This is a genomic window from Candidatus Rokuibacteriota bacterium (genome assembly GCA_016188005.1).
Taxonomy (GTDB): domain Bacteria; phylum Methylomirabilota; class Methylomirabilia; order Rokubacteriales; family CSP1-6; genus UBA12499.
On the sequence record JACPIQ010000109.1, the window covers coordinates 22650 to 49441 of the forward strand.

Below are 26792 nucleotides of genomic sequence, written 5' to 3' on the forward strand. Positions count from 1 at the left end.
CCGGGAGCGTGGATCTCCAGTCTACGACGCGGGGGCGTCAGTGCGCGGCGGCGACGCATCGAGCACCTCGCGCACCTTCCTGGCCAGCGCGACAGGCGTGAAAGGCTTCTGGAGGAACGCCGTCCCCGCGTCGAGGACGCCGTGGGGGGCGAGGATGTTGTCGGTGTAGCCCGACATGAAGAGGACGCGGATCCCCGGCCGCTGGCGGGACACGCGATCGGCCAGGTCGCGCCCGCTCATCTCCGGCATCACCACATCGGTGAGCAGGAGGTGGATCGCGCCGGGGCAGCCCTCGGCCCAGGCCAGAGCCTCGGCGGGGCGCGAGGCGTGGAGGACGGCGTAGCCGAGCGCCTGGAGCATCTCGCGCGTCAGATCCCCGACCTCCGCGTCGTCCTCCACCATGAGGATCGTCTCCGAGCCCCGGGGCGCCTCCTCCCGGCCCTGTGCCGGCGCCGAGGCTGCCTCGGTTTCGTCCTCCCGGCGAAGGTAGACCCGGAACGTCGTCCCGCGCCCCGGCTCGCTCTCGACGTCCAGGCAGCCGCCGTGCTGGCTGACGATGCCGTAGACGGTGGACAGCCCGAGCCCCGTGCCCTTCCCCACCTCCTTGGTGGTGAAGAAGGGCTCGAAGATCCGGGTCCGGGTGTCCGCGTCCATTCCGTTCCCGGTGTCCGTCACGGCGAGCATCACGTACGGCCCGGGCTTGGCGTCGAGGAGCGCGGCAGTCGCGATGTCGAGCTCCCGGTTGGCCGCCTGGATCGTGAGCCTCCCGCCCCCGGGCATGGCATCGCGAGCGTTGACGACCAAGTTCATGATCACCTGCTCGATCTGCCCGGGGTCGGCCTTCACCCGTCCCAGCCCCGAGCCGGGCACCGTGACGAGCTCGATGGTCTCGCCGATGAGCCGGCTCAGCATGCTGGCCATGCCGCCGACCACCGCGTTGAGATCCACGACCTGGAGCTGTATGACCTGCTTGCGGCTGAAGGCCAGCAGCTGGCGGGTCAGGTCAGCCGCGCGGCCCGCCGTCTTGCCGATCACCTCGACCTCGCGCCTGAGCGCATCACCCGGCTCGAGGCGCGCCAGGGCCAGCTCGCTGCGCCCGCCGATGACCGTCAGGAGGTTGTTGAAGTCGTGGGCGATGCCGCCGGCCAGCTGGCCGATGGCCTCCATCTTCTGGGCCTGGGTGAGCTGCTGCTGGGTCCGGGACAGCTCGTCATAGGCCCGCTGGGTCTCCTGGTGGAGCCGCGCGTTCTCCAGCGCGACGGATGCCTGGTCGGCGAAGGCCTGGGCCAGCCTGATCTCGCCCTCGTCGAACAGGCGCCCCTCGCGATCGGCGATGCCGAGCGCGCCGATCACCTGCCCCTGGACGAGCAGCGGCAGAGCGAGGACTGCGCGGTTGAGCTCGGCCTGCTCGATGCGCGCTCTGCTGTCGGCGGCGAGGGTGATCTCGGGGGCTTCGAGCACATTCGCGCTCACCACGGGCGCGGTCCTCTGGACCGCGAGCCCGACGGCGCCGGTCCCGCGCGGGAGCCTGAGGCCCCGCCCCAGCGGGGGCCACGCGTTCCCGGATGCGGCGATGGCCACGAGATCCCCGCTCTCCTCGTCCAGGCGGTACAGCAGCGCGGTGGCGGCCCCGAGCAGCGCGCGGACGCTCTCCACGACCCGGCGCCCCACCTCCCCGGGATCCAGCGACTCGGAGATGAGCCGCCCCACCTCGGCCAGGCTCTCGGCGGAATGCCGCCTCAGCTCGGCCTCGGCGAAGAGGCGGGCGTTCTCGATGGCCAGCGCGGCATGGCTGGCCAGCGCGGCGATGAACTCCACCTCGTCGGGCGCGAACACTCGGGGGGCCCGGTGCAGGATCTTGAGCACCCCGACAGGCCGGCCTTGGGCCGTGAGAGGCACGGCCAGCATTGCCCGGTAGCCGAGTCGCTGGACCACGACGGTCTCGCGCCAGTCCGGGTCCAGTGCCAGATCGGCGCAGACGAGCGGGCGCCCCTCGCGCACGACAGCGCCGATGAGGCTCCCGCCCGTCCTGAGGGAGCCGCTGGTCATGAGTGCGTCGTCCGCCCCCGCCATCCCTCGGAACACGAGACGGTCCCCCTCGGCGAGGAGCAAGAGCGCCGTGTCGGCCCCCGTCAGGTCCCGTGTCTCGCTGGCGACGCGGGAGAGGAGTCGGCTCAGATCCCGCTCCGAGGCCAGCCCCCGGCTCAGGGCGACGAGCGCCTCCTTCCTGGCCTCGAGCCTCCGCTCGGCCTCCAGGAGCCTGGCATTGTCCATGGCGAGGGCCGCCTGACGGACGACGCCCTCGAGAAGCCTCCGCTCCTCGGCGGTGACCGCGTGGGCTTCGCGGGTCCAGATGATGACCAAGACGCCAGCCATCTCCTCCTTGACCATGACCGGGCACAGGAGCAGCGCCTTGTGGCGGAGGCGCTGAAACAGCGCATGGTCCACTCGCGGATCGGGCCGGGTGTCGGTGGAGTAGATGGGCCCGCCCTCGTCTCTCAGCGCCCGCAGCGCCGGATGCTCGGCCGGGACCGAGCCGCCGGCGAAGATCCCCAGTATGTCGGGGGGGACCCGGTAGCCCGCCAGTGGCTTCAGCTGCTCCCCGCTCGGCTCGAGCAGCCAGGCCCCGCCCACATCGGCGTCCAGAATCCTGACGGCCTCCCTCACCGTCCGCCTGGCGACCTCGGGGAGCTCGAGGGTGCCCCCGACCGCCTGGCCCACCGCCAGGAGGGTCTCGGTCTGGCGGAGCCTCGTCCGGGCCTGGTCGTAGAGGCGCGCGTTCCGGAGCGCGACGGCCGCATGGTCGGCGAGCCGGCAGAGGAGGGCCTCGTCCCTGTCGGTGAACGGGCGCGGCGAGCGGTTGTCCAGGAGGAGAACGCCGTCCACCTGGCCCTCGCCGCGTATCGGAACGGCCAGGACCGCCACGATCCCCTGCGCCTGGGCCGCGGCGAGGTACTCTCGTGTGATGCGGGGATCCTCCTCGTAGCAGTCCGTCCTGAACGGCCGCGCCGTGGCGAGGGCCTGTCCCCCCACCCCCTTGCCGGGCTCGCAGATCGCGGTGGGCGATCCCGAGTACTCCGTTCCCGCCGCGTAGCGGTAGGGCATCGCTCCCGTCTCGGGGTCCCGGAGCGCGAGTCTCGCTGTGTCGCTCCCGCACAGTTCCCGCGCAGCCTCGGTCACCCGCTGCAACACCGTGCTCAGGTCCAGGGAGGCATTGATGGCCCGGGCCACCTCGGCCAGCGCCTCGGCCTCGCGACGCTGGCGCTCCCCCACCTCCTCTGCCCGCTGGCGCTCCGCCACCTCCCGCTCGAGCTCGTGGTTGACCGCGGCGAGCCTGGCGGCCCGATTCGCTGACGTGAAGAGGTAGGCCCCGAGCAAGGCCGTGCTGAGGATTCCCGCCCCCAGCACGGTCCACTCGTGGCGGCTGCGGTGGGCCGCGAGGAACAGCGGCGTCGGACGCACCTCCAGGGCCCACCGGCGCCCCGCCACCTCCAGCACCCGCCGCGCGGGGAGCCTCCCGTTCCCGGGCGGCCCGGGACGAGCCTCCCAGGGGGCGCGACTCAGCAGGATGCGTTGCCCGGGAGGCGCCGCCGCGTCCTCGATCCTGAGGTCGACCTCGGTGGGGCCGAGGTGCTTGAGCGCGCTGCCCACGAGGTCGCCGATCCTGAACACCCCCAGCGCATAGCCCCTGAGCGCCTCGCGCCGCTCCTCCACCGTTCCTGGGGTGGCGCCACGGTACACGGGGATGAGCACGAGGACGCCCCACTGCTCCCCGGGCTCCAGCACCAGCTGGACGCGCCCCGTGGCCATCGGTTTGCCCGTGTCACGCGCCTGCTCGAGGGCAACCCGGCGTGCCGGCTCCGAGGCCAGGTCGAAGCCCAGCTGGTTCTCGCGGCCGGTGAAGGGCTCGGCGAAGAGCACCGGCATGTACTCGGCCCGCGGGCCGGCCGGGACCATGCTGCCCCCCGCCCCCTGCTCCGAGACCCGGAACCCCGGCACCCCCTCCCGACGAACCTCGGCCTCGAACGCGGCGCGCTCGGCGGCCATGACCCGGGGGGCCCACTTGAGGGAGAGCAGGCTCGCGTCGTCAGTGAAGGCCCTCCCCACGAGGAGGCGGAACCGTCGGCGGTCGGGAGCGGGCCCCGCGTCGAGGAAGGCGCGGATGGACACCAGGCGCTCGATGCTCTCGTCCATCTCCCGGACGATGGATGCCACGATGTAGTCGGTGCGCCGCTCGAGATCCAGCCGCAGTCGCTCCTCCTCCCTGCCGCCGACGAGGCTCCACAGGGCGACCGACAGGCCGATGCCCAGGCATATCAGCAGGCCAGCGGGGAAGTGACGGCGAAGCATGGTCTGGTAATGGCCTCCGGCCCACTCACGCAATGGGAGTGCCAGAGGACAACTACCTGGAAATCCTGGACGCCCCGGCCGAGTGCCGGCCATGCCGTGACAGGACTGCCGGCGGGCCGTGCCAGGCTGGCACCGGCAGGCTCAGTGGGGCCGGTAGCCCACGAGCCCTCCTCTCGCGCGGGGGCGTCACCGGAGCAGTCCCTGGGCGATCAGGTTCTTGAGCACGTGCGTCGTCCCGCCACCGATGCCGAAGACCCGGGCATCCCGCATGAAACGCTCGACCGGGTGCTCGCGCATGTACCCGTGGCCCCCGTGGAGCTGCACGACGTCGGTCGTCACCCGCATGACCGCCTCGTTCGCCGCCAGCTTCGCCATGGCCACCTTCCCGAGGTCCGGCGTGCCGTGGTCCGCGAGCCAGGCCGCCTGGTAGACGAGCAGGCGCGCCGCCTCGACCTGGGTCGCCAGCTCGGCGAGCTGCCACCGGATCCCCTGGAACTCGACGACGCGTCGCCCGAACGCCTGGCGCTCGGCGACGTAGCGGATGCCGTGCTCGAGCGCGCCCTGGGCGAGGCCGATCGAGGTCGCGGCGTTCGCGAGGCGGTCCAGGCCGAGGGACCGGGTCAGCGTCCGGTAGGCCTGTCCCGCCTGGCCGAGGAGCGCCTCGCCGCCCACCCGGCACCCCTCGAGGCGGATCTCCTGCGTGAGGCTCGCACGGACGCCGAGCTTGCGGTGGCGGGGGCCGATGACGAGCCCCGGCGTCCCGGCCTCCACCACGAAGGCGCTGATCCCCTCGCCGCGCCGTCCACCCGGGGCCGTGCGCGCGATGACGACATAGGTCGAGGCCACGCCCGCGTTGGTGATGAAGCACTTGCCGCCGTCGAGCGCCCAGCCGCCGTCCGCCGGCCGCGCCACCGTGCGAATCGCGGCCGCATCGGAGCCGGCCTCGGGCTCGGTGAGCGCCATCGCCCCCAGCCCCGTGCCCCGCGCGAGCGGCACGAGGTGGCGTTCCTGCTGGGCGCGGCTCGCCGCGGTCAGCAGGTAGCGCACGACGTGGTAATGGCCCTGGAGCGTGAAGGCCGTCGCCGCGTCCACGCGCCCGACCTGCTCGAGCATGAGCACCAGCCCCATGTTGCCGGCACCGGCGCCCCCGAGCTCCTCCGGGACGATGACGCCGGTGAGCCCCGCCGCGCCGAGCTTCGGCACGAGCCCTGCCGGGAACTCCTCGAGCTCGTCGTGACGGGCGGCGAGCGGGGCGAGCTCCTTCTCCGCGAATTGGCGGACCGTGTGGCTGAGGAGCCGCTGGTCCTCGGCGAGCGTGAATCCCAGCGTCACTTCAGGAGCCCCTTCTCCCGGTAGAAGCGCTCGGCGCCCGGATGGACGGGGAGGATGAGGTTCCGGGCGGAGATCTCGGGCGTCGTGACCGCCCAGTGGCGGTCCGACTTGCCCAGCTCAGGCTGGCCGGCGAAGATGCCCGCCACGATGTTGTAGGCGATGTCGGCCGGGAACTTCGAGCGGACCACCACGAGGTTCGGCGTGGCGGCGGTCACGACCTGGTAGTCGAAGCCCTGGAACCAGCCGGTGGGCACCACGAAGCGCCTGTAGTCGGGGAACTTCGCGGTCACCTTCTGGACGTCCTCCTCGCTGAGACCGAGGAGCTTGACCCCGCGCGAGCCTGTCGACATGTCGACGACGGCGGGCTGGGGATCGGGGCCCACCTTGAAGGCCCCGTCGACCTTGCCGTCCTTGAAGGCGTCCACCATCTCCCGGATGGGCAGGTACTGGGCCCGGAAGTCACGGTCCATGTCGAGACCGATCGCCTCGAACACGTGCTTCACCATCGCGTGGTCACCGCTGCCCTTGACGCCGAACGCGACCTTCTTGCCCTTGAGCTCGTAGACGGTCTTCACCGTCGAGTCCTTCGGCACCTGGAAGTGAAAGCCGATGGGGTGGCCGAAGGCGAGCAGGATCCGGAGGTCGTCCTTCTTGTCGGTGCCCCGCCCGGAGTAGGACGCGTAGGCGACGGAGCCGACGACCGTGGCGACCTGCGCCTGGTCGGAGGAGAGGAGCCGGATGTTCTCCGGGGAGCCGGCGGTCGGCACGGCCGTGAGGAAGATGTCGGGATGGGCCTTGTTGACTGCACGGGCCGCACCGGCGCCGAAGATGTAGTAGTAGCCGGACTCGCTGGCGGTCGCCAGCACGAAGCGCTGCGGGCCGGCGGCCCAGGCAAGGCCGCCGAGGGCGGCGATCACGGCCAGCACCAGGGAGACGAGGCGTCCGATTCTCGGCATGGGAACCTCCGTGTTGAGGGTCAGGTCGCGGGCTCGATGCCCGCCTCCGGGGCGGTGCGTCTTCGCCACAGGTCCAGGAACTGCACGAGGGCCAGGAGGGCGAGCGCGGCCCAGCCGACGGCCACGACCGCGGAGGCGCCCAGTGGGCCCCGCCCGCTCATCCCGGCCACCAGGAGTCCGACGGCCGCGATGCCGGCAAGCGCCCGGCGGCGGCCGTTGAGAGGCGTCAGGAGGAATCCCTCGAAGGCGGCGGCCAGGGCGAGCACGAAGAGCAACCCCACGGCGGCCGCCGCGAGGAGCTCCGCTGCGGAGCCGCGCAGGAGGAAGGCCGGCGAGTAGACGAACAGGAACGGGAAGGCGAAGCCGACCAGCGACACGCGCATCGCCGTCCAGCAGGTAGGGATGAACCGCGAGCCCGAGATGCCGGAGGCGATGGCGACGGTCATGGCGGTCGGTGGCGTGATGTCCGCCAGCACGCCGAAGTAGAAGACGAACAGGTGGGCCGCGAGCGGGGTGATGCCGAGCTGCACGAGCGACGGCGCCACCAGGATCGCCACGATCAGGTAGGTCGGCACGGTCGGGAGCGCCGTGCCCAGCACGAGCGAGGCGATCATCGTGAGGAACAGGAGCGGCAGGAGGTGGCCGCCGACGGCGTCGATCAGGAGCCACGAGAGGTTGATCGCGAGCCCCGTGATGTTCACCATGCCGACCAGGATCCCAACGGCGGCGAGGATCGTCACGACCATGAGGCTGCCCTGCACGCCGCGGTGGAGCGCGCCCAGCAGCCGCCCGAGGTTCAGCGTGCGCTCGAGCCAGAGGCTCCGGCCCAGCTCGATCGCCACCAGCGTGACGAGCGCCCAGAACGCCGCGGAGCCCGGTGAGCTCTCCTGGACGGCCAGGAGGTAGACGAGCACGGCCGGCGGCGCGAGCATGTACCAGGCGGACCGGAGCGTCGCGCCCAGGCGCGGGAGGGTCGCGGGGTCGATCCCCCGAATGCCGCTGCGGCCGGCGGCGAAGTCGATGCTGACGAAGAGCGAGAGGTAGTAGAAGACGGCCGGCAGCGCCGCGGCCAGCGCGATCTTGATGTAGGAGATGCCCAGGATGTCCGCCATGATGAAGACCGCGGCCCCCATGATCGGCGGCATGATCTGGCCGCCGACCGACGCCGAGGCCTCGACGGCCGCGGCGTACTGCGCCGAGTAGCCCGACTTCCTGATGAGCGGGATCGTGAGCGGCCCGACGGCGCCGACGTTGGCGACCGCGCTCCCCGAGATCATCCCGAAGAGGCTCGAGCCGACCACGGCGATCTTCGCCCCGCCGCCCCGGAAGCGCCCGAGGATCGCCTCGCTCACCTCGATGAAGAGCCGGGCGGCGCCGAACTCGTTCAGCACGGCGCCGAAGATCAGGAGGACCACGAGGAAGCGCGCGGCGATGCCGGTGAGGCTCCCGAACATCCCCTCGTTGTACATGTAGGTGAGCGACATCAGGCGGCTCAGCGAGACCGACGGGTGGCCCCACACGCCGGGCAGCACATCGCCGTAGAGCGCGTAGAGGCCACCCGCCAGGACGAGGGCGGGGATGGCCCAGCCGCTCGTCCGCCGGCACCCCTCGACGACCAGCAGCACGGCGATGCCGCCCATCACGTAGTCGAGCCGGGTCGGGTCGGTCGTCCGGTCCAGGAAGTCCTCGGCGTTGAGGGCGGCGTAGAGGAAGACGGCGGCGCTCAGCGCCGCCAGGAGGCCGTCGACGAGGCGGGACCACGGCCGTCCCGACCAGCGGCGGGCGGCGGGGAAGGTCAGGAAGACGAGGGGGAAGAGGAGCGCCAGCAGGACCGGCCGCTCCACCATCGGCGTGAGGGTGCCGAACCCGGCGGCGTGCAGCGTGTAGCCGACGGCGCCGAGGCTGAGCGCGCCGACGACGACGTCCTTCGGCCCCGGGCGCTTCACCGGCGGTTCGCGGGCTTCCAGCCGAGGGCGTCCTCGGCGACGATCACCTTCTGGATGTTGTTGGTCCCCTCGCCGACGAGGCCGACGATCGAGTCGGCCAGGTACCGGCTCACCGGATACTCGTCGGTGTAGCTGTACGCGCCCAGGATCCGCACCGCCGACTCGGCCGCGCGGAAGGCGACCTCGCCGGCATGGTACTTCGCCATCGAGGCCTCCAGCGAGGCCGGGCGCCCCTGGTCCAGGCGCCAGGCGGCCTCCCAGGTGAGCAGCCGGGCCGTCCTGACCGCCACCGCCGTCGTGGCGATCGGGTCCTGGACCATCTGGAACTCGCCGATCCGCCGCCCGAACTGCTCGCGCTCGTTCGCGTAGCGGACCATCTCGTCGAGCGCCGCCTGGGCGATCCCGACCGACCGCGCCGCCACGCAGACGCGGCCGTACTGGATGCCGCGGGCCATCACCTTGAAGCCGCCCCCCTCGGCGCCCAGTAGGTTCGCGGCGGGGACCCGGCACTCCTCGAAGACCAGCTCGCCCGTCGGCGAGGCGCGGTAGCCGAACTTGTGCCGGGTCTCGCGCGTCGCGAGACCGGCGGAGCGCCGCTCGACGATGAAGGCCGAGGTGCCGGTGTGGCGCTGACTCGGGTCGGTCTTCGCGAAGACGACCCCGGCGTCGAAGACGGGCGCCTGGGTGATCCAGCACTTCGTCCCGTTCAGCACGTAGTCCGTCCCGTCGCGCCGGGCGGTCGTCTGCATGGCGGCGGTGTCGGTGCCGGCGTTGGGCTCGGTCAGGCCGTAGCAGCCAAGCCACTCGCCGGCGATGAGGCGCGGGATGTAGCGCTCTTTCTGCGCCTCGGTGCCGGCGAGCAGGATCGTGTGCGGCACGGTCATCCCCTGCATGTTGAAGAGGGTGCCGAGCGCGGCGTGGGCGGCGGAGACCTCCTCGGCGATCAGCATGTGGGCCAGGTAGCCGAGCCCCGTGCCCCCGTAGGCGGGCGGGAAGGCCGCGCCGAACATCCCGAGCTCGCCCATCTCGCGCACGAGCTCTCGCGGGAAGGCCTCGGCCCGCTCGAGCTCGCGCGCCGCGGGGGCGATGCGCTTCCGGGCGAACTCCCGCGCCATCGCCCGGACCCCGCGGTGCTCCTCGCTCAGGTCGAAGTCCATCGCTCCCTCCCCCGGTCGGCCGGCGGCGCCCCGCTCACGCTGAGGGGCCGTGGCCGACGACGCGGACATCCACCGCCGTCACGCCGCGCCCCTCCGGCAGGAGGAGGAGCGGGTTGGCATCGAGCTCGGCCACGAGGCCGCCGGCCTCCTGCAGGAGCGCTGACAGGCCGAGCAGCGCGCCGACGAGGGCGGCGCGATCGCGGGGCGGCTGACCGCGGAGGCCGTCGAGGATGCGCGCGCCGGCGATCTCCCGCGTCATCGCCTCGGCCTCGGCGGCCCCGAGCGGTGGCAGGCGGTGCACCACGTCGCGCAGGACTTCGACGAAGACGCCGCCCAGCCCGAAGGTCACGACGGGCCCGAACTGGGGGTCGAGGGCGGCCCCCACGAGGGCCTCGACCCCGCCCTCGACCATCTCCTGGACCAGCAGCCCCTCCACGCTCCCCGGCGGCAGGCCGGCACCGAGGGCAAGGAGCTCGCGCGCGGCCTTCTCCACGGCGGCCCCCGGCGCCAGGCCGAGGCGGACCGCCCCGGCGTCGGTCTTGTGGGTGAGGGCGGCGGAGAGGAGCTTCAGGGCGACGGGGCCGCCGAGGTCGAGGGCGGCCCGGCGCGCGGCGCGGGCCGTCTTGACGATCGCCTCCCGCGGGCCCGGGATGCCGAAGCACGCGAGGAGCTCCCGCGCCCGGGCGTAGGGCAGGAGGCCGCCCCTGGCGAGCGCGGCGCGGAGCGGCGGCGGCAGCGGCGGGCGCTGGGCGGCGGGCCCGGTCGGGACGGCCGCCGGCCGGCCCGCCTCCACCATGACGCGGAGCCCCGAGGCGAGGGCCGGCAGCGAGGCGTAGAGCGGGACGCCCGCCTCCCGCAGCACGGTACGGCCGTTCTCGACCAGCGAGCCGGCCAGCCAGCACACGGCCAGCGGCTTCTTGCCCTCGCGAGTGAAGCGCACGACGTCCTCGGCCAGCCGGCGGGCCGTCTCGGCGGGCGCCATGGTCAGGACGAGGGCGAGGCCGTCCACGACCTCCTCGTCGGTGAGGATGGCGTAGGCGGCCTCGAGCAGCTGGGGCTCGGCGAAGATCTGCGCGGTGACGTCGACCGGGTTGTTGCAGGCGGCGAAGGGCGGCAGCGCCGCCGTGAGCGCCTCCCGCGTGGCGGCCGAGAACGAGGGGACGTCGAGGCCGGCCTGGCCGAGGTGGTCGGCGGCGAGGACGCCCGCGCCGCCAGAGCCGGTGAGGACGCCGATCCGCCGGCCCGGGAAGGTGCGGCCGCGGCTCAGGAGCCGGCAGGCATCGACCAGCTCCTCGATGTCGTGGACGGCGATGACCCCGGCCTGGCGCAGCGCCGCCTCGTAGACGCGGTGCGACCCCGTGACCGAGGCCGTGTGCGAGAGCGCGGCGCGCGTCCCCGACTCCGTCCGGCCGGCCTTGAGCAGGACGATCGGCTTGCCGAGCCGGTGGGCGAGGTCGGCGACGCCGAAGAGCTTCCGGCCGTCGCGGAAGCCCTCGATGTAGCCGCCGATCACCCGGGTCCGCTCGTCGGGGAGGAGCGCCTCCATGTAGTCGAGCGACTCGACGACCGCCTCGTTGCCGCTGGAAACGAAGTAGCTGAAGCCCAGCCCCTCGTCCTGCATCCGGTTGAAGATCGTCGTCCCCATGGCGCCGCTCTGGCTCACGAAGGCGATGGGCCCCGGCACCAGGTCCTGCTCGAGGGCGGCCGAGAAGGACGCGGCGAGCCGCTCCCAGACGTTGACGATGCCGACCGAGTTCGGCCCGCACACCGCGATGCCGTGCGCGCGGGCGATCAGCGCCACCTCGTCCTGGATCCGGGCGCCGTCCGCGCCGGTCTCGGCGAAGCCCGCGGTGAGGATCACCGCGGCGGGCACGCCGCGCGCGCCACAGGCCGTCATGGCGTCGGGGACCTTGGCCGCCGGCACGCAGACGACGGCCAGCTCGACGGGCCCGGGGATGGCCGCGAGCGACGGGTAGGCCGGAAGGCCCTGGACCTCGGTCGCGGTGGGATTCACCGGGTAGATGGCGCCCCGGTAGGCGTGGCGGAGGAGGTACTTCTGCGGCCGACCGCTCACCTTGCGCGGGTCGCCGGAGGCCCCGAGGATGGCGACCGAGCGGGCGCGGAGGAGCGCCTCCATGCCGCGGGCCCGGACCGCGCCGCCACCGGCCCCCGTCTCAGCCAAGGCGCTCGATGACCATGCTGGCGCCGTGGCCGCCGTTGCCGCAGAGTGTGGCCAGGCCGTAGCGGCCGCCCGTGGCCTCCAGCGCGTGGACCAGGTAGAGAACGATCCGCGCGCCCGACATCCCGATGGGGTGGCCGAGGGCGATCGCGCCCCCCCAGACGTTGACCCGCTCCCGGTCGAGGCCGAGGTCGAGGAGCCTGCCCGTGGAGGCCACCGGCGCGATCGGGAAGTCGGCGGGCGCCATCGCCGCGGTCGCCGCGCCGAGGATCCGCGCGCGCGGCCGGAGGCCGAGCTCGCGGGCCCGCCCGGCGGTGGCGAGGACGAGCGCGCAGGCGCCGTCGGTGATCCCCGAGGCATTGCCGGCGCTGATGACCCCGTCCTTGCCGAAGGCGGGCGGCAGCCTGGCGAGCTTGTCCAGCGTCGTGTCGGCCCGCGCGTGCTCGTCCTCGGTGAGGGGAGCCGCATTCGCCCCCTTGCCCGGCACCGGGACCAGCATCCCGTCGATGTGGCCGTTCTTCCGGGCCAGCGCCGCCCGCGCCTGGCTCAGGCACGCCCACTCGTCCTGCTCGGTCCGGGTGAGGCCGTAGCGCTTGCCCACGGCGTCGCACAGCTCGCCCATGTGCTTGCCGGTGATCGGGTCGATGAACCCGTCCTTGAACATGGCGTCGACCAGGCTGCCGTGACCCATCCGTGCTCCCCACCGCGTCTCGAAGGAGAGGTACGGGATGCTGCTCATGTTCTCGCTGCCGCCGGCGACCGCCACCCCCCCGTCGCCCTCGCGCAGGGCGTAGCGGGCGTGCGTGACGGCCAGGAGCCCCGAGATGCATGCCTGCTGCATCGTGCTGACCGGCACCGACTCCGGCAGGCCGCCGGCGAGAGCCATGAGCCGCCCGGGGTTCGGGCCGTTGCCCGCCTGCCGGGCATGCCCCATCACGCACAGGTCGACCGCGTCCGCCGGCACGCCGGTGCGCGTGACGGCCTCGCGGATCGCCAGACCGCCCAGCTCCACCGCGCCGTGCGCGCGCAGGCCGCCGCCGAACTTGCCGATGGGTGTCCGGGCACCGCCCAGGATGACCACGTCGTCTGCCATCGTCTCCCTCCTACTCGCCCGTGAACCGGGCGGCTCGCTTCTCGAGGAACGCGCGGACGCCCTCCGCCTTGTCGGCCGTCCCGCAGCACATCGCGAACAGCATGCGCTCGAGGTCGCCCCCGGCCTCGACGCCGAGCTCCCGGCTCGCCAGCACCGCCTCCTTGGCCGCACGGAGGGCGAGCGGCGGGCGCTGCGCGAGCGTGTCGGCGAGCGCCTGCGCCTCCGCCCGGAGCCGCTCGTGGCCGGCCACGCGGTTGACGAGGCCCCACGCGAGCGCCGTCGGGGCGTCGATCGGCTCGCCGGTCAGCACCATCTCCATCGCCCGGCCCCACCCCACGAATCGGGCGAGGCGTTGCGTGCCGCCGTTGCCGGGGATGATCCCGAGCTTGATCTCGGGCAGGCCGAGGCGGGCACGCTCCGAGGCGACCCTGAGCGTGCACGCCATGGCGAGCTCGAGCCCGCCGCCCAGGGCGACGCCGTTGATGGCGGCGACCGTCGGCTTGTCCAGGCCCTCGAGCCGCGCCGCGAGCGCGCGGCGGCCGCCGCCGTCGGGCCGTGACTCCGTCGCGAGCGTCCGCACCTGGAGCTCCTGGATGTCGGCCCCGGCGATGAAGGCGCGGTCGCCGGCGCCCGTGAGGACGACGGCGCGCACGGCCGCGTCCCCGGCCGCCCGCTCGACGGCCTCCGCCAGCCCACGGACCGTCGCCCGGTCGAGCGCGTTGAGCGCCGCCGCCCGGTCGACGGTGATCCAGGCCGTCGACCCGCTCAGCTCGTAGCGGACCGGCGGCTCACTGCTCATAGCGGTAGAAGCCCCGGCCGGACTTCCGGCCCAGCAGGCCCGCCCGGACCATCTTGCGGAGCAGCGGGTGCGGCCGATACTTCGGGTTCCCGGTCTCGCGCACCATGCTGTCGGAGTTCGTCACGTGCAGGTCGACGCCCACCAGGTCGATGAGGGCGAGCGGCCCGATGGGGAAGCCCGCGCCGAGCCGCATGGCGGTGTCGATCTCCTCGGCGGTCGCGACGCCGTCGGCCAGGATGTCGACGGCCTCGTTGCGCATCGCCATCATGATGCGCGACACGATGCCCCCCGGCGCCTCGCGCGCGACCACCGCGGTCTTGCCGATCCGGCCGGCCATCGCCCGGGTCGCCTCGACCGTCGCCTCCGAGGTGAGGAGGCCCGGCACGAGCTCGACGAGCCTCATGATCGGCGCGGGGTTCATGAAGTGCATCCCGATGCAGCGGTCCGGCCGCTTCGTCGCCGCGGCGATCTCGGTCGGCGAGAGGATCGAGGTGTTGCTGGCGAGGACCGTTCCCGGCGCGCAGGCCCGGTCGAGCTCGGCGAAGACCCGCTTCTTCGTCTCGAGATCCTCGAGGACCGCCTCGACGACGAACGTCGCGTCCCCGGCCGCGTCCTCGAGCACGGTCGTCTGGCGGATCCGGCCGAGGGTCCGCTCGACCTCCTCCGCCGCGAGCTTGCCCTTGGCCGCGAGCCCCTCGAGGTTCCGCCGCATCGCCGTCGTCGCCCGGGTGAGCACCGCCTCGCTCACGTCGGTCTGCGCGACGGCGAAGCCGAACTGCGCGAAGACCTGGGCGATGCCCGTCCCCATCACGCCCGCTCCGAGGACCGCGATCCTGTCGCTCGACGCCGCTGCCGCCATGCCGTCCTCCCGCGTCACACGAAGGCCCGGAGGCCGAGCTCGTGCGAGCCGATGATCAGCTTCTGCATCTCCGAGGTCCCCTCGACGATCAGGTTCAGCCGGGCGTCCCGGAAGTGGCGCTCCACCGGGTACTCGTCCGAGTAGCCGTAGCTGCCGTGGACCTGGAGCGCCCGGGAGGCGACGCGCAGGGCCATCTCGCTGGCGTAGTACTTCGCGATGGACACCTCGCGCGAGTTCCGCCGGCCCTGCTGCTTGAGGAACCCGGCCCGGTAGACGAGGTACCGGGCGGCCTCCATCTCCGTCACCATGTCGGCGATCGCCTCCTGCACGAGCTGGAAGGAGGCGATCGGCCGGCCGAACTGGGTGCGCTCGAGCGCGTACCGCTTGGCGGCGTCGATGCAGGCGCGGGCGATGCCCACGCAGCCCGCGGCGGTGGTGTAGCGGCCGTGGTCGAGCGCGGCGAGGGCGACACGCATGCCGTGGCCGACCTCGCCCAGCACCGCATCGTCGCCGACCTCGACGTCGGTCAGGTAGACCTCGGCCGTCGAGGCCGCCCACATGCCGAGCTTGCCGTGGATCTCCCGCCGCTCGAGCCCGGGCGCCGGCAGGTCGACGAGGAAGGCCGTGACCCGGCTCTCGCCGCCCGCCGCCGGCGTACGCGCGAAGACGATCGCGAGATCCGCGACGGTGCCGTTGGTGATCCACATCTTGGTGCCGCGCAGCACCCACCGGTCGCCCTTTCGCACCGCCTGCGTCTGCAGGCTCGCCGAGTCCGAGCCGCTGTTGGGCTCGGTGAGGCAGAAGCAGCCGATCTTCCGGAGGGCCGCGAGCTCCGGGAGGTAGCGCCGCTTCTGCGCCTCGGTCCCGAAGCCGAGGACCGCGAGGGTCGCCAGCGAGGTGTGGACGTTGTAGAAGCTCCGGACGACGTTGCAGACGCGCGAGAGCTCCTCGGCCACGAGCCCGTGGCTCAGGTAGTCCATCTCCGAGCCACCGTACTCCTCGGGCAGGATCCCGGCGAAGAGGCCCTGCTTCGCCAGCTCGTCCAGCACGTCGCGCGGGAAGCGCCCCGCCCGGCTGTACTCGCGCACGCGCGGGGCGATGATCCGCTCGGCCCACGCCGCGACGCTGTCGCGGACGAGGACCTGGGTCGGCGTGAGGTCGAAATCCATGGGTCAACGCCTCCGTGGGGCACGGGCGGCCGGCGCCCGGTGGGCCGACCCGACGCGCCCGCCGCTGTCCGCGGCGAGCGCCAGGCCGAGGTGCTCCGAATCGTGTCCCGTCCATCGACTCGCGTCGCGGGTACCTGTCAAGGACATCAGGCCGGCCGGGCGCGCGCGGTCACCCGGACCTCCGGCGTGTCGAGCCGCACCGAGGCGAACCGCCGCTCCGTGACCAGGGCGCGGACCAGGTCGACGAGCGGCGTGGCGACCGAGGGCGGGCGTCCGGCGAGGGGAGGCGCGGCCAGCATCGCCTCGACGTGCTCCTCGGGAAACATGATCGGCAGGAGAACGTCCTCGTCGGAGATTCCCCCGCCGAACCTTGCACGCACTCGTTCGATGACTGACTTTTCGGGCTCCCGACTGGTATACAGCCGTGCGGCTGGCGTCTGGTGGATCCGGTCGAGGACGTCCGGCGCAAGGGGCGCGAGCGGTTTCCCATAATGCCCCAGCGCGTACCGGATCACCTCGTCGGGCACCGTCCGGTACCGTTCTCCCTGCACGACGTTGATCACCGCCTGGGTCCCCACCAGCTGTGAGGTCGGCGTGACCATGTTGACGTAGCCGAGTTCTTCTCGGACCCGCGCTGCCTCCTCGAGGATCTCGTCGAGCTTGTGCTCGAGGCCGATCCGGCTGATCAGGGAGAAGGTCGAGCTTGGGCCAAGCACCGAGCTGGGCCCCGGCCCGACGATCCTGCGCCCACGAAACGCCTCGATCTCGTCTCGTCCGATCCCGGCGTCCTGGATGCACTCGGTGAAGGCTTCGATGATAAGGTCTTCGGCGGGCTTGTCCCAGTGCTCGCCGAACCTGAAGCACCCAGTGCTCCGTCTTCGGTCCTCTGAGCGTCTCACACGTCCATCTCGCGGATGGATCCCGCGGCGCGAATCCTTGCTTGGGTTCGCTCCTGGATCTCCTCGACAGTGAAGCCGGGCGCGATCTCCCTGAGGACGAACTCGCCATGGGCGATTTCGATGACCGCCAGCTCAGTGATGACCAGGGAGACGCAGCGGCCGGCCGTCAGCGGATAGGTGCAGCGCTCGACCAGTTTCGCCTCGCCACTCTTGCTCGTATGCTTCATGACGACCACCACCCGCTTGGCCCCAGCGGCAAGGTCCATTGCGCCTCCCACACCCCCCAGGACACGGTCCGGCACCTTCCAGTTGGCCAGGTCGCCGCTGGACGAGACCTGTAACCCGCCGAGGATCGCCAGGTCGAGATGGCCTCCCCGAATCATCGCGAACGACTCGACGCTGGGGAAGATCGAGGCGCCCGGCAGCAAGGTGACTGGCCGCTTCCCGGCGTCGATGATGTCACGATCTTCCTGTCCGGCCGGGGGCGGCGGCCCCATCCCGAGGATCCCGTTCTCCGACTGGAAGAACACGGTTCGACCGGGGGGGATGTGCTCGAGGATCAGCGTCGGCAGCCCGATGCCCAGGTTGACGAAGCCGCCATCCGGGAGCTCGCGAGCCGCGCGGCGGACGATCGCATCGCGGGTCAATGGACGTCCCATGAATACCCCACGACGACCAGCCGGTCCACGTAGATGCCGGGAGTCCGCACCTGATCGGGGGGGATCTCCCCGGGTTCCACGAGTTCCGCCACTTCGGCGATGGTGACGTCGGCAGCGGCCGCCATCGTCGGGTTGAAGTTGCAGGCGGCGTAACGGTACGCCAAATTGCCGAATCGATCCGCGCGATGAGCCCGCACCAGGGCGAAGTCGGCGTGAAGCGGCAGCTCGAGAACATACTCGCGGCCATCGATGATCCGTCTCTCCTTGCCTTCAGCGAGCGGGGTGCCAACGGCGACGGTAGTGTAGAAGCCTCCGATCCCTGCCCCGCCCGCCCGGATCCGCTCGATGAAGGTGCCCTGCGGAAGGGTCTCGATGTCGACCTCCCCTCGGAGGAACTGCTCCTCGACGGCTCCTTGCTTGCGCTGTCCCGGAAAGGTGCAGATTACCTTTTGTACCTGCCGGTTCCGGACCAGCGTCTCGATGCCGCCTCCCTCCATCAGACCGGCGTTATTGTTGATGAAGGTGAGCCTCTTTGCTCCCGTCTCGGCCAGCGCCGCGAGCAGCGCCTCGGGCACGCCCGATCCGCCGAACCCACCCACCATGATCGACGCCCCGTCCGGGATGCCGGCCACCGCGCCACCCGGTGACGGATAGACCTTCACCATTGGTCCCTGGCCATCATGCCGATGTCGGCTCGACGCCGGCAAAGGTCTCGGGAAGACCCCAGAACTCCACGAACTCCCGCCTGAAGCGCTCCGACGCGGCCAGACACTGGTTCAGCGCGGCTCGGGCCGGCTCGGGCAGTTCACCAGCGAGAATTCGAAGGCGTTGCTGCTCGACGTACTGACCGGCGGGCATCCCGCGTGACCGTCGCCTGGCGCGGATCTCAGCTCGCCGGCGTCCCGTCGCGTTCTCATCGACGCTTCCATCGTTGACGACGACGCCGTAGACGTGCTCCGCGGTCCCCGGAGTGACGAGGCCGAGGCCCAGATCCGCGGCCACCGCCACGGGATTGCGTTCGAGCGGATCGCCGTAACCGCCGGTCGCGCCGTTTATCTGCTGCCAGAGCTGGTTGCGCCGGACCTCGCGCGCGATCACGACGGCATCGGTGCACTCGGTCACGCCGTCGCCGAGTCTGGTCCAGTCCGGCGTCAAGGAGTCGGCACCTTCGGAATGAGGTATGTCGAGGCGGGCAGCCACGAGCCGGCTCAGGTCGAAGCCCGAGACGATCCGGCGGTAGTTCGCGCTCGCGGGATAGCCGCCCATCAGGCCAGGGCTCGCGAAGACGCGGCTGCCGCCCATGCTCGACGCCATCTCGACCTGGTCCACGAGCGCGACGAGGTACAGCGATTCCAGCCCGCTTCCGCCCCGGTACTTGCCGAACCCGGGGTCGGGGTAGATCCGACGCCCGAGGTAGATCTGCGGAAACATCTTCTCCCAGAGCTCCACGTCGCCGCAGTCTCCCTGCGGGTTCCAGACGGCGTAACAGACGTCGACGCCATCCCTCACCGCGGTGGCGGGAACCCCCGAGCACGACAGCTCGAAGTTGTTGATGCTGAAGCGCCGGCCGTACTGGTCCACGCCGCCCGTTCGCATGGCGCTGGTGAGCCCGTGCCCGGCCGTCACCTCTTCGCGGAAACCGCGAGCGTAGTAGGCGAATGACAGGCACGTCGTGATGCCGCTGCAAGATACGATGGCCGTCGCCCAGTTGCCGACGGCATAGGACGGATCAGGAGGATTCAGGCAGGAATGCGGTAGGTGCCAGCGATCACCCTCGATCAGGTGCTGGATCCCATAGTTGTACTTGATATCGTAGAAGACGTTCTGGATCAGCATGCTGATCATGTTCCCGACGGTGGTCGGCTGGGATGCGTTGAACGAGTGGAGGCCCGCCGGAGACGTCCCATCGAAATCGAGGCGGATCTCCCCGTCGGGACTCACCTGGAGCTCGATTGGCATGATCAGCTCATGGTCACGGGCGTAACGGACTGGCTTGTCCTTCCACGGCACGGCGTGGAACGAGACGGCGCGGTACCGCCCCGGGAACAGCACCTGCGTGACGCGGGTGAGGCACGCGCGGCGGGTGTCCTCGATGTACTCGTACAGCGCGGGCAGGAAGTACTGTCGGCCGTACTCGGTGACGAGCGCCTTCACGCCGTCACGGATCAGCCGGCAGCCGGCGATGCGGGCGCGCTGGTCGAGGAGCCAGTACACGGGCGTCCGCGTCCCCCGCTCGATCATCACCTCGAGGTCGTGGCGGATGCGGTCATCCTCGGCCACCTTCACACACGGCAGGTAGATCCCTTCCTCGTAGCGAGTGAGGGCCGACACGGGGTTACCACCGGGTTCCGATGCACCGGTTTCGGGGACATGGGTCAGGCCGCCCGCCCAGCCGATCAGCTCATCGCCGGAGTAAATGGGAGTGACAATGGTCTGGTCCGGCGAGTGCGCGCCGCCCAGAAAAGGATCGTTGTTGAAGAAGTAGTCGCCCTCGCGGATGCCGACCAACTCCTCGTAGTCGTTCTCGAGGAGAAACCGGATCGTGCCGCTCATGCTCGACACGTGGAGCAGGAGGCCGGTGGAGAAGCACACCGACTCGCCCTCGGGAGTGAAAAAGGCGAAGATGCACTCGCCGATCTCCCTCACGACCGGAGAAGCCGAGACGCGCCGCGCGGTCTCACGCGCGTTCTGGACGAGCCCGGCGAGCCGCGTGTAAAGGATCTCCCACTTGACCGGATCGGCCTCCTTGAGGCTCAGCCCGGGGTATCGGCCCGCACCGACCTCGCGCTCTCGCGCCGTGAGTCGCTCTCGCAACATCCCCATGCGCGTCTCTCCTCGCGTCGTCGCCGCTACCTGAGCCAGGCGTTGAGGTGTTCGTCAATCTCCACCCGCCGATCGGGAGGCACGACCAGTGTCGTCGACGAGTTCTCGATGATCGCCGGGCCGTTCACGACGGCGCCCGGTGACTGCTCGCCCCACTCGTACACCTGCGTGTCGACGCGGGTGGCGTCAAACCAGCAATGCCGGCGCCCCTTCGGTGAGGCGGATGAGTTCGAACGCCGCGCATACCGCCGCAGCTTCGGCTTGGTCTTCTCGACCGCCGCCACGAGGCCGACCTCGAAGATGTCGTATCCGGCGCGCGTATACTTTGCCGCGCTCGCGTAGATACGCTCGTAGTCCGTCTCGAAGGCCGTGATCAGCGCGTCCCACTCCTGCACGGTCGAGATCCTCGAGACAGGTGATGTGATGATCAGGTCGTCGAGCTGCCGGCTGTAGCGGACCATCGCGAGCCGGCGGAATCGGATCTGCCCGGCGACGAAGCCCTCGCGCCGCAATTGCTGGCTGGCTTGCGCCTCCAACTCCTCCCAGACTTGGTTGATCCGCGTGCCGAGATCGAGCTTTACGTGCGCGACCGCTGTCGGCGGCACCACGACGTTCACCGCGCGGATGTAGTGATGCTCGTAGTCGGCGGCGGCGGCGCCGAACGCCGAGAAGGCGGCGGAGAACGGCAGCGCGAGCACGCCCCCGAGCGGGACGCCCGACGTGTAGCCGGCAGCGTGGGTAGGGCCGGCGCCGCCAAAGGCAAGGAGGTGATAGCGACTCACCTCACCGCCATGGGCCATCACCATCCCGAGGAGGGCGTCGCGCATCTTGACGTCGACGAGGCGCTTGATCCCCGTCGCCGCCTCGGGCACCGAGATCCCGAGCGGCCGCCCTACTCGCTCCTCGATCGCGCGCCAGGCGCGCTCGGCGCTGAGCTTGATGCGTCCTCCCAGGAAGTAGTCGGGATCGAGATAGCCGAGGGCGACGTCCGCGTCGCTGACGGTGGGATTCTCGCCGCCCCGGTCGTAGCAGGCTGGGCCCGGTTTCGCGCCGGCGCTGTCCGGTCCCACTTGCAGCCGTCGGGTGAGCGGGTCGACCCAGGCGATCGTTCCTCCTCCTGCGCCGATGGAGCTCACCTGCGCCACCGGCACGCCGAGAACCATCCCTGAGCAGACCGGTTCTCGGTCCACCGTGATCCGGCCCCCGTTGACGAGTCCGACGTCGAAGCTGGTGCCGCCGACGTCCGTCGTGATGACGTTGTCGAAGCCGTAGAGGTGGCCGATGTACTGGCCGCCGATGAGACCGCCCACCGGGCCGGACTGCACGGTCTCGACGGCCTTGATGTCACGACCAGCGGCGAGCCCTCCGGACGACTGCATGACCTGCAGCGCGCCGCGAAATCCCCCGGTCGCGAGTCGCTCCTCGATGCGGCCGAGCGCCGCGCGGAAGCACGGCGAGGTGTAGGCCTCGATCACCGTGGCATTCAGCCGGGAGAGCTCCCGGAGGACGGGGCTGACGTCGACGCTCGAATAGACCGGAATCTGCACGCCGCGCTCCGCGGCGAGGCCACGAATCAGCTCGGCGGCCCGACGCTCGTGGGAGGGGTTCTGCCACGAGAACAAGAAGCAGATCACGATAGCCTCGACGCCCGCGGCGATCAGCTCGTCCCCCGCCCGGCGGACCTCATGCTCGTAGAGCGGGACTCTCTCGCTGCCGAGGCAGTCGACGCGCTCGGTCACGCCCTTCATCCGATCGAGTGGGATGAGGGGCGTCGTGTGCCGGTGGACACGATAGTGGATGCGGTCCTCCAGGTCGTGCTCCTCCCAGGTCTGCCGGCCGCGCTCGATCATGAGCACCTGCTCGAAGCCTTTCGTGACGATGCCGCCGAGCCGCACGCCGCCGCGGGTCAGAAGGGTGTTCAGCACGATCGTCGTCCCGTACCCGATCACCGTGAGCTCGCCGCAGAGATCGTCGAGCGAGATGCCGAGCTCTCTCGCCGCATCCTCGAGCGAGTCGAAGTAGCCGCTCGCGACGTCGTCCGGCGTGGTGGACGCCTTGGCGACGAGGAAGTCGCCGTCCTCGTCGACGACGAACGTATCGGTGAAGGTGCCGCCGGTGTCGGTGTAGCAGAGCTTCTGGCGACGCCGTCCGGAGCTGCTCATCCGCCAGCTTCTCGGCGTGACGGAACCGGCACGTCGCCGAAGACCCGCTCGCGCAGTGCCGCATGCTCGGAGTAGAAGCCCGCGATATCGGGCAGCGCCGCGAACGTGAAGGGATAGCCGGGCGGCACCGCCTCCGTGTCGAGCAGACTGTCGCAGCCGGGGCAGTAGAACTCACGGAGGATCATCCAGTCAGGATCTGCGGCGCGTGGCCCCTGGTAGATCTCACCATCCCGGCAGTCGCGCTCGTAAACCGAGGCGCCGAGCTTCCAGTTGCGCCGATAGTCACCGAACTCGTGACCGCACGCGCATTTGACGATCAGGTCGCCACGCCTCAGGACGACATACAGGTGTTCCTGGAGAGGCACGACGATGCGCTCGTGCCACGGCACGCGTCCCTGCTCGATCTCGAGGATCTTCTCGAACCGGTTCTCCTCCTTCGGGCGGCTCTGGATCTCCTGCAGAGTCGCGTCGGGGACTTCGCCGTCCAACAGTTGCTGCAGGATGGCTTTCGGCCAGTCTACCGGCTCGCGTCTCCATGCCATCGCGATTCTCCCTGTGACGCGTGGAGCGCTGAGGACTAGTCGGCGTACAACATCGCCTTGCGAGCGTCGGGCTCGATGAGCGACCAGATCGAGCGGCAGATCTCCCCGAACGCCGCGGTCGCCTGGACGTCGTCGGTGCGAGGGCGCGGAATGTCGTTGTCGACGGTCTTGATGACCCGTCCGGGCCGCGTCGACATGACGAAAATCCGATCCGACAGGAGCACCGCTTCCTCGATGCTGTGCGTGATGTAGATCATCGTCTTTCGCTGCTCGCGCGGCCGGTCGTCCCCCCAGATCTTCAAGAGCTCGCTCTGGAGGATTCGCCGCGTCTGCGCGTCCACCGAAATCAGCGGCTCGTCGAGCAGGACCAGCTCGGGATCGTTCACGAGCGTTCGGGCAAGCGCGGCGCGCTGCTTCATGCCCCCGGACAGCTCGTGCGGATAGGCGTCGGCGAAGCCCGCGAGGCCGACCAACTCGATGAAGTCCTGCACGCGTCTGGCACGCTCCGGCTTCCGGAAGCCGCGGTACCGCAGCCCCAGCTCGACGTTGTGAAAGACGGTCTTCCAGGGAAGCAGGGCGTAATGCTGGAAAATCATGCCCCGCTTCCAGCTCGGGCCCTGCACCCGCTCGCCCCTGAAGTACACGTCTCCATCGCTGGCGCCCTCGATTCCGGCAATGATCCGCGCCAGCGTGGACTTCCCGCAACCGCTCGGACCGACGAGTGCGATGAACTCGCCCTCGTCGATCGTGAAGGAGGCGTCGGACAACGCGAGGACGTTGCCGCGCCCACGCCGGGCGGCAAACATCTTGGAGATCTTCTCCGCCGAGAGGATGTGCGGCATGGCGTCGGCCTCAGTGGACGTCCCAGGGCGTGAGCCGCTGCTGCACGTATCGCATGATCCTGTCGGAAAGGAACCCCAGCGCGCCAACGATGACCATGCCGATGATCACGACCGGCGTGTTCACGTACTCCCGGGCCATGGTCATCATGTAGCCCAGGCCGCTCTGGGCGCCGGTAAGCTCGGCGGCGACGAGGACCATCCAGGCGATGCCGATCGAGATCCGAACGCCGGTGAGGGCCACGGGGAGCATCCCGGGAAGCACCACGTCCTTGATGACATCGCGCGGTTTGCCGCCGAGCGTCAGCACGCCGTACACCGCCTCGCGATCGATGCCCCGCACGCCGGCGATCGTGTTCAGCAGGATCGGAAAGAACGTCCCGAGGAAGATGATGTAGACCTTCTGCAGTTCGCCGACGCCGAACCACAGGACGCTCAGCGGGATCCAGGCGATGGGCGGCACGGGACGCAGCAGCTCCACGAAGGGATCGACGACACGATTGACGCTTCGCCACCACCCCATGGCGACACCCAGCGGGATGGCCACCAGGATGGCGAGGAAAAACCCCGACAGCGCCCGGGTCGCGCTGGCGAGGATGTGGCCGTACGTGTCGACGTCGGCGAGAGCCTGGATGAGCTTGACGAAGATGACCTGGACCGGTGGCAGGAGCGCCGCGAAGCGAGGATCGATCGCGTAGAGCGAGATGATCTGCCAGGCCACCAGCGCGACGCCGATGAGCGCGACGCGGCTCAGCCCGTCGAGGACGAAGTGCGGTGTGGCGAATCGCCGCCGCCTGGCAGTCGCGCTCGAGTTCCGCACCGGTCACTTCCCGGGCTGGTACCACACTCCGAAGTAGTACCAGGGCTTTGACACATCAGCGGGCTGCGGCCAGGGGATCGGCACGTTCATCTCCGACACGAGGTACATCTTGTCCGGGAAGTAGAGACTTCCCTTGTTCACGTCGGCGATGGCGTCCTTCGCCGTGAAGCCGGGCCGCATCCACGAAGAGTCGTTCCTGACCCAGCCGAGCTTCTTGAACGTCCGGTCGACGAAACTCGTGTCGTAGCTCGCCTTGACCTCCGCGGCGCTGAGCTTCTTCGGTAGCTGCTTCCATTCCACGAGGAGGCCGCTCAGGAACTCCGCCTCCGCGGCGATGAGGTCGACCGCCGGGTAGTTCGCGCTCGGCGGCAGCTTCGCGTAGAGGTTGTTGACGTCCCTCCACTGCGGGGCTAGCTTCGTCTGCTTTAGCGCGGGGACCATGTCGCGGTACAGCCTCATCGCCTCGGCGGGGTTCTTGTAGGCCCACGCGAAGGCCTCCATCGTCATGTCGACGACGGCCTGCGCGACATCCGGAGCGTTCCGGATAATGTCCTCGTGCATGTACATCGTGTAGAAGTTGTAGTGGGCATACAGCGGCCAGCGCTCCTTCAGGAACCCCTCGAGTTCGCCGTTGTAGATGCCGAAGGAGAGCGCGACCGCCGCGTCGAGACCCTTCGGCATGGTCGCGGCCTCGGCCCAGCCCATCGGCACAACCTTCACCTTGTTTAGGTCGACGCCGTGATGCCTTCCGAAGGCGGCGAACATGTACTGCGCAGACGAGCCGACCGCCATGCCGACCCGCTTACCCTCGAGGTCCTTCGGTGTCTTCAGGTCGCTGTTCGGAGGGACGACGAGCGAGACCGGGTAGGAAATCATCGAGACGAGGAGGCCTTTCGCCGGCAGCCTCTTGCTCATGATGGACACGTACGGGCCTTCACCGACCCAGGCGATCTGGATCTGTCCTCCGGCGAAGGCCTCGTTCTGAGGAGGCCCACCGGCGAAGGGCGCGAACTGGACCTCGAGACCACGCTTGCGCGCGAGGTCCATGTGTTTGATGACCCCTGTATAGGCGTCGTAGAAGGCGATCGTCGCATGGCCCCACTTGAGCGGCCAGTAGCCGCGGCTCTTCAGCCACTGGACCGACTTCTCCGACACCTTCTCGTAGGGCAAGGGCCAGCCACCCTCAGTGAACTGTTCGGCAGCGAGGCCGGGAGTCGGGTACGCGATCATCGTGAGCGGCAGGGCGAAGAAGAGGAGAACGGACACGAGCGCGGGAGCAATTGCTCGCTTCATGGATTCCCTCCGGCGTTGCGATCCATGGGGCCTGGTCGGTACAGCGCACCGCTGCCATCTGGTCCGGATGTCGGAACAACTTTCCGTATATCGTGGCCTGTACCTCTACTCGCCTCGGGATTGCCTGTCAAGGACATCAGGCCGGCCGGGCGCGCGCGGTCACCCGGACCTGCGCCGTGTCGAGCCGCACCGAGGCGAACCGTCGCTCCGTCAGCAGGGCGCGGACCAGGTCGACGAGCGGCGTGGCGACCGAGGGCGGGCGGCCGGCGAGGGGCGGCGCGGCCAGCATCGCCTCGACGTGCTCCTCCGGAAACATGATCCGGAGCAGCAGCTCCTCGTCGGTGATGCGGCCGCCGAACCTCGCCCGGACGCGCTCCACCATCGGCGCAGGGGGTTCCACCCGCGCGTGCTCACGCGCGGCCGGTGTCGCGAGGATCCGGTCCATGACGGCGGGGTCGATGGGGGCCAGCGGCCTGCCGTAGTGACCGAGCGCGTACTTCACGACCTCCACCGGGATCGTGCGATAGCGCTCCCCCTGGACCACGTTGATGACCGCCTGCGTGCCGACGAGCTGGGAGGTCGGCGTGACCATGTTGAGGTACCCGAGCTCCTCGCGTACCCGGGCGATCTCCTCCAGGACCTCGTCGAGCCGGTCCGCCAGGCCGGCCTCCGCCAGCTGGGCAGTGAGATTCGTCATCATGCCGCCCGGCACCTGGTGACGGTAGTGGAACGGGTCGTACTCGACGGGGCGGCCGAGCGGCTTGCCCGCGGCCTCCGCCTCCGCGCGGAAGTGGACCGCCATCGCCTCCAGGCCCTCGCCCTCCAGCGCGGCCGGACGCCCGAGCCGGCGGGCGTAGTCGACCATGCGCTCGGTCGGCGGCAGCGACGTGGCGTGGGCGAGCGGCGAGATGGCCG

At 70.6% G+C, this 26792-nt stretch carries 20 protein-coding genes; all 20 read right to left on the reverse strand.

What is annotated here, in order from left to right:
- Nucleotides 1–21: 21 nt before the first annotated feature.
- On the reverse strand, nucleotides 22–4350 hold the full coding sequence (locus HYV93_21290; protein ID MBI2528505.1) for a GAF domain-containing protein: 4329 nt from the start codon (nucleotides 4348–4350) through the stop codon (nucleotides 22–24).
- 186 nt (nucleotides 4351–4536) lie between these two features.
- On the reverse strand, nucleotides 4537–5682 hold the full coding sequence (locus HYV93_21295; protein ID MBI2528506.1) for an acyl-CoA dehydrogenase family protein: 1146 nt from the start codon (nucleotides 5680–5682) through the stop codon (nucleotides 4537–4539).
- Entirely contained in the window at nucleotides 5679–6638 is a 960-nt protein-coding gene (locus tag HYV93_21300) for a TAXI family TRAP transporter solute-binding subunit (GenBank protein MBI2528507.1), read from the reverse strand. The genes HYV93_21295 and HYV93_21300 overlap by 4 nt, the downstream gene beginning before the upstream one ends.
- Before the next feature lie 20 nt (nucleotides 6639–6658).
- Nucleotides 6659–8584: a TRAP transporter fused permease subunit gene (locus tag HYV93_21305; GenBank protein MBI2528508.1), complete on the reverse strand. Its 1926-nt coding sequence runs from the start codon at nucleotides 8582–8584 to the stop codon at nucleotides 6659–6661.
- On the reverse strand, nucleotides 8581–9741 hold the full coding sequence (locus HYV93_21310; protein ID MBI2528509.1) for an acyl-CoA dehydrogenase family protein: 1161 nt from the start codon (nucleotides 9739–9741) through the stop codon (nucleotides 8581–8583). The genes HYV93_21305 and HYV93_21310 overlap by 4 nt, the downstream gene beginning before the upstream one ends.
- Nucleotides 9742–9775: 34 nt before the next feature.
- Nucleotides 9776–11923 carry an acetate--CoA ligase family protein gene (locus HYV93_21315; protein MBI2528510.1) on the reverse strand — a complete coding sequence of 716 codons (2148 nt, stop codon included), beginning with the start codon at nucleotides 11921–11923 and terminating at the stop codon, nucleotides 9776–9778.
- Complete coding sequence (locus tag HYV93_21320) at nucleotides 11916–13013, reverse strand: thiolase family protein (GenBank protein MBI2528511.1); 1098 nt, start codon at nucleotides 13011–13013, stop codon at nucleotides 11916–11918. The genes HYV93_21315 and HYV93_21320 overlap by 8 nt, the downstream gene beginning before the upstream one ends.
- A 10-nt stretch (nucleotides 13014–13023) precedes the next feature.
- Nucleotides 13024–13812 carry an enoyl-CoA hydratase/isomerase family protein gene (locus HYV93_21325; GenBank protein MBI2528512.1) on the reverse strand — a complete coding sequence of 263 codons (789 nt, stop codon included), beginning with the start codon at nucleotides 13810–13812 and terminating at the stop codon, nucleotides 13024–13026.
- On the reverse strand, nucleotides 13802–14671 hold the full coding sequence (locus tag HYV93_21330) for a 3-hydroxybutyryl-CoA dehydrogenase (GenBank protein MBI2528513.1): 870 nt from the start codon (nucleotides 14669–14671) through the stop codon (nucleotides 13802–13804). Before HYV93_21330 ends, HYV93_21325 begins: the two co-directional genes overlap by 11 nt.
- 14 nt (nucleotides 14672–14685) lie before the next feature.
- The gene (locus HYV93_21335; protein ID MBI2528514.1) at nucleotides 14686–15840 is read right to left on the reverse strand and encodes an acyl-CoA dehydrogenase family protein; all 1155 of its coding nucleotides are present in this window, start codon (nucleotides 15838–15840) and stop codon (nucleotides 14686–14688) included.
- 146 nt (nucleotides 15841–15986) lie between these two features.
- Nucleotides 15987–16739 (reverse strand): hypothetical protein, encoded by a 753-nt coding sequence (locus tag HYV93_21340; GenBank protein MBI2528515.1) that lies wholly within the window; start codon nucleotides 16737–16739, stop codon nucleotides 15987–15989.
- Nucleotides 16736–17398, reverse strand: coding sequence for a CoA transferase subunit B (locus tag HYV93_21345; GenBank protein MBI2528516.1), 663 nt, complete (start codon nucleotides 17396–17398; stop codon nucleotides 16736–16738). The genes HYV93_21340 and HYV93_21345 overlap by 4 nt, the downstream gene beginning before the upstream one ends.
- The gene (locus tag HYV93_21350) at nucleotides 17383–18063 is read right to left on the reverse strand and encodes a 3-oxoacid CoA-transferase subunit A (protein ID MBI2528517.1); all 681 of its coding nucleotides are present in this window, start codon (nucleotides 18061–18063) and stop codon (nucleotides 17383–17385) included. Before HYV93_21350 ends, HYV93_21345 begins: the two co-directional genes overlap by 16 nt.
- Nucleotides 18064–18076: 13 nt before the next feature.
- Nucleotides 18077–20221, reverse strand: coding sequence for a hydantoinase B/oxoprolinase family protein (locus HYV93_21355; protein MBI2528518.1), 2145 nt, complete (start codon nucleotides 20219–20221; stop codon nucleotides 18077–18079).
- Nucleotides 20222–20247: 26 nt separating this feature from the next.
- The gene (locus tag HYV93_21360; GenBank protein MBI2528519.1) at nucleotides 20248–22383 is read right to left on the reverse strand and encodes a hydantoinase/oxoprolinase family protein; all 2136 of its coding nucleotides are present in this window, start codon (nucleotides 22381–22383) and stop codon (nucleotides 20248–20250) included.
- Nucleotides 22380–22925 carry an acetone carboxylase subunit gamma gene (locus HYV93_21365; protein ID MBI2528520.1) on the reverse strand — a complete coding sequence of 182 codons (546 nt, stop codon included), beginning with the start codon at nucleotides 22923–22925 and terminating at the stop codon, nucleotides 22380–22382. The genes HYV93_21360 and HYV93_21365 overlap by 4 nt, the downstream gene beginning before the upstream one ends.
- A 35-nt stretch (nucleotides 22926–22960) precedes the next feature.
- A complete protein-coding gene (locus HYV93_21370) occupies nucleotides 22961–23767 on the reverse strand; it encodes an ABC transporter ATP-binding protein (protein MBI2528521.1) in 807 nt (268 codons plus the stop codon).
- A gap of 10 nt (nucleotides 23768–23777) precedes the next feature.
- Nucleotides 23778–24584 carry an ABC transporter permease gene (locus HYV93_21375; GenBank protein MBI2528522.1) on the reverse strand — a complete coding sequence of 269 codons (807 nt, stop codon included), beginning with the start codon at nucleotides 24582–24584 and terminating at the stop codon, nucleotides 23778–23780.
- 3 nt (nucleotides 24585–24587) lie between these two features.
- A complete protein-coding gene (locus tag HYV93_21380; GenBank protein ID MBI2528523.1) occupies nucleotides 24588–25877 on the reverse strand; it encodes an ABC transporter substrate-binding protein in 1290 nt (429 codons plus the stop codon).
- Between the two features lie 136 nt (nucleotides 25878–26013).
- Nucleotides 26014–26792: carboxyltransferase (locus tag HYV93_21385; GenBank protein MBI2528524.1), on the reverse strand; the 779-nt coding region annotated here is incomplete at its 5' end.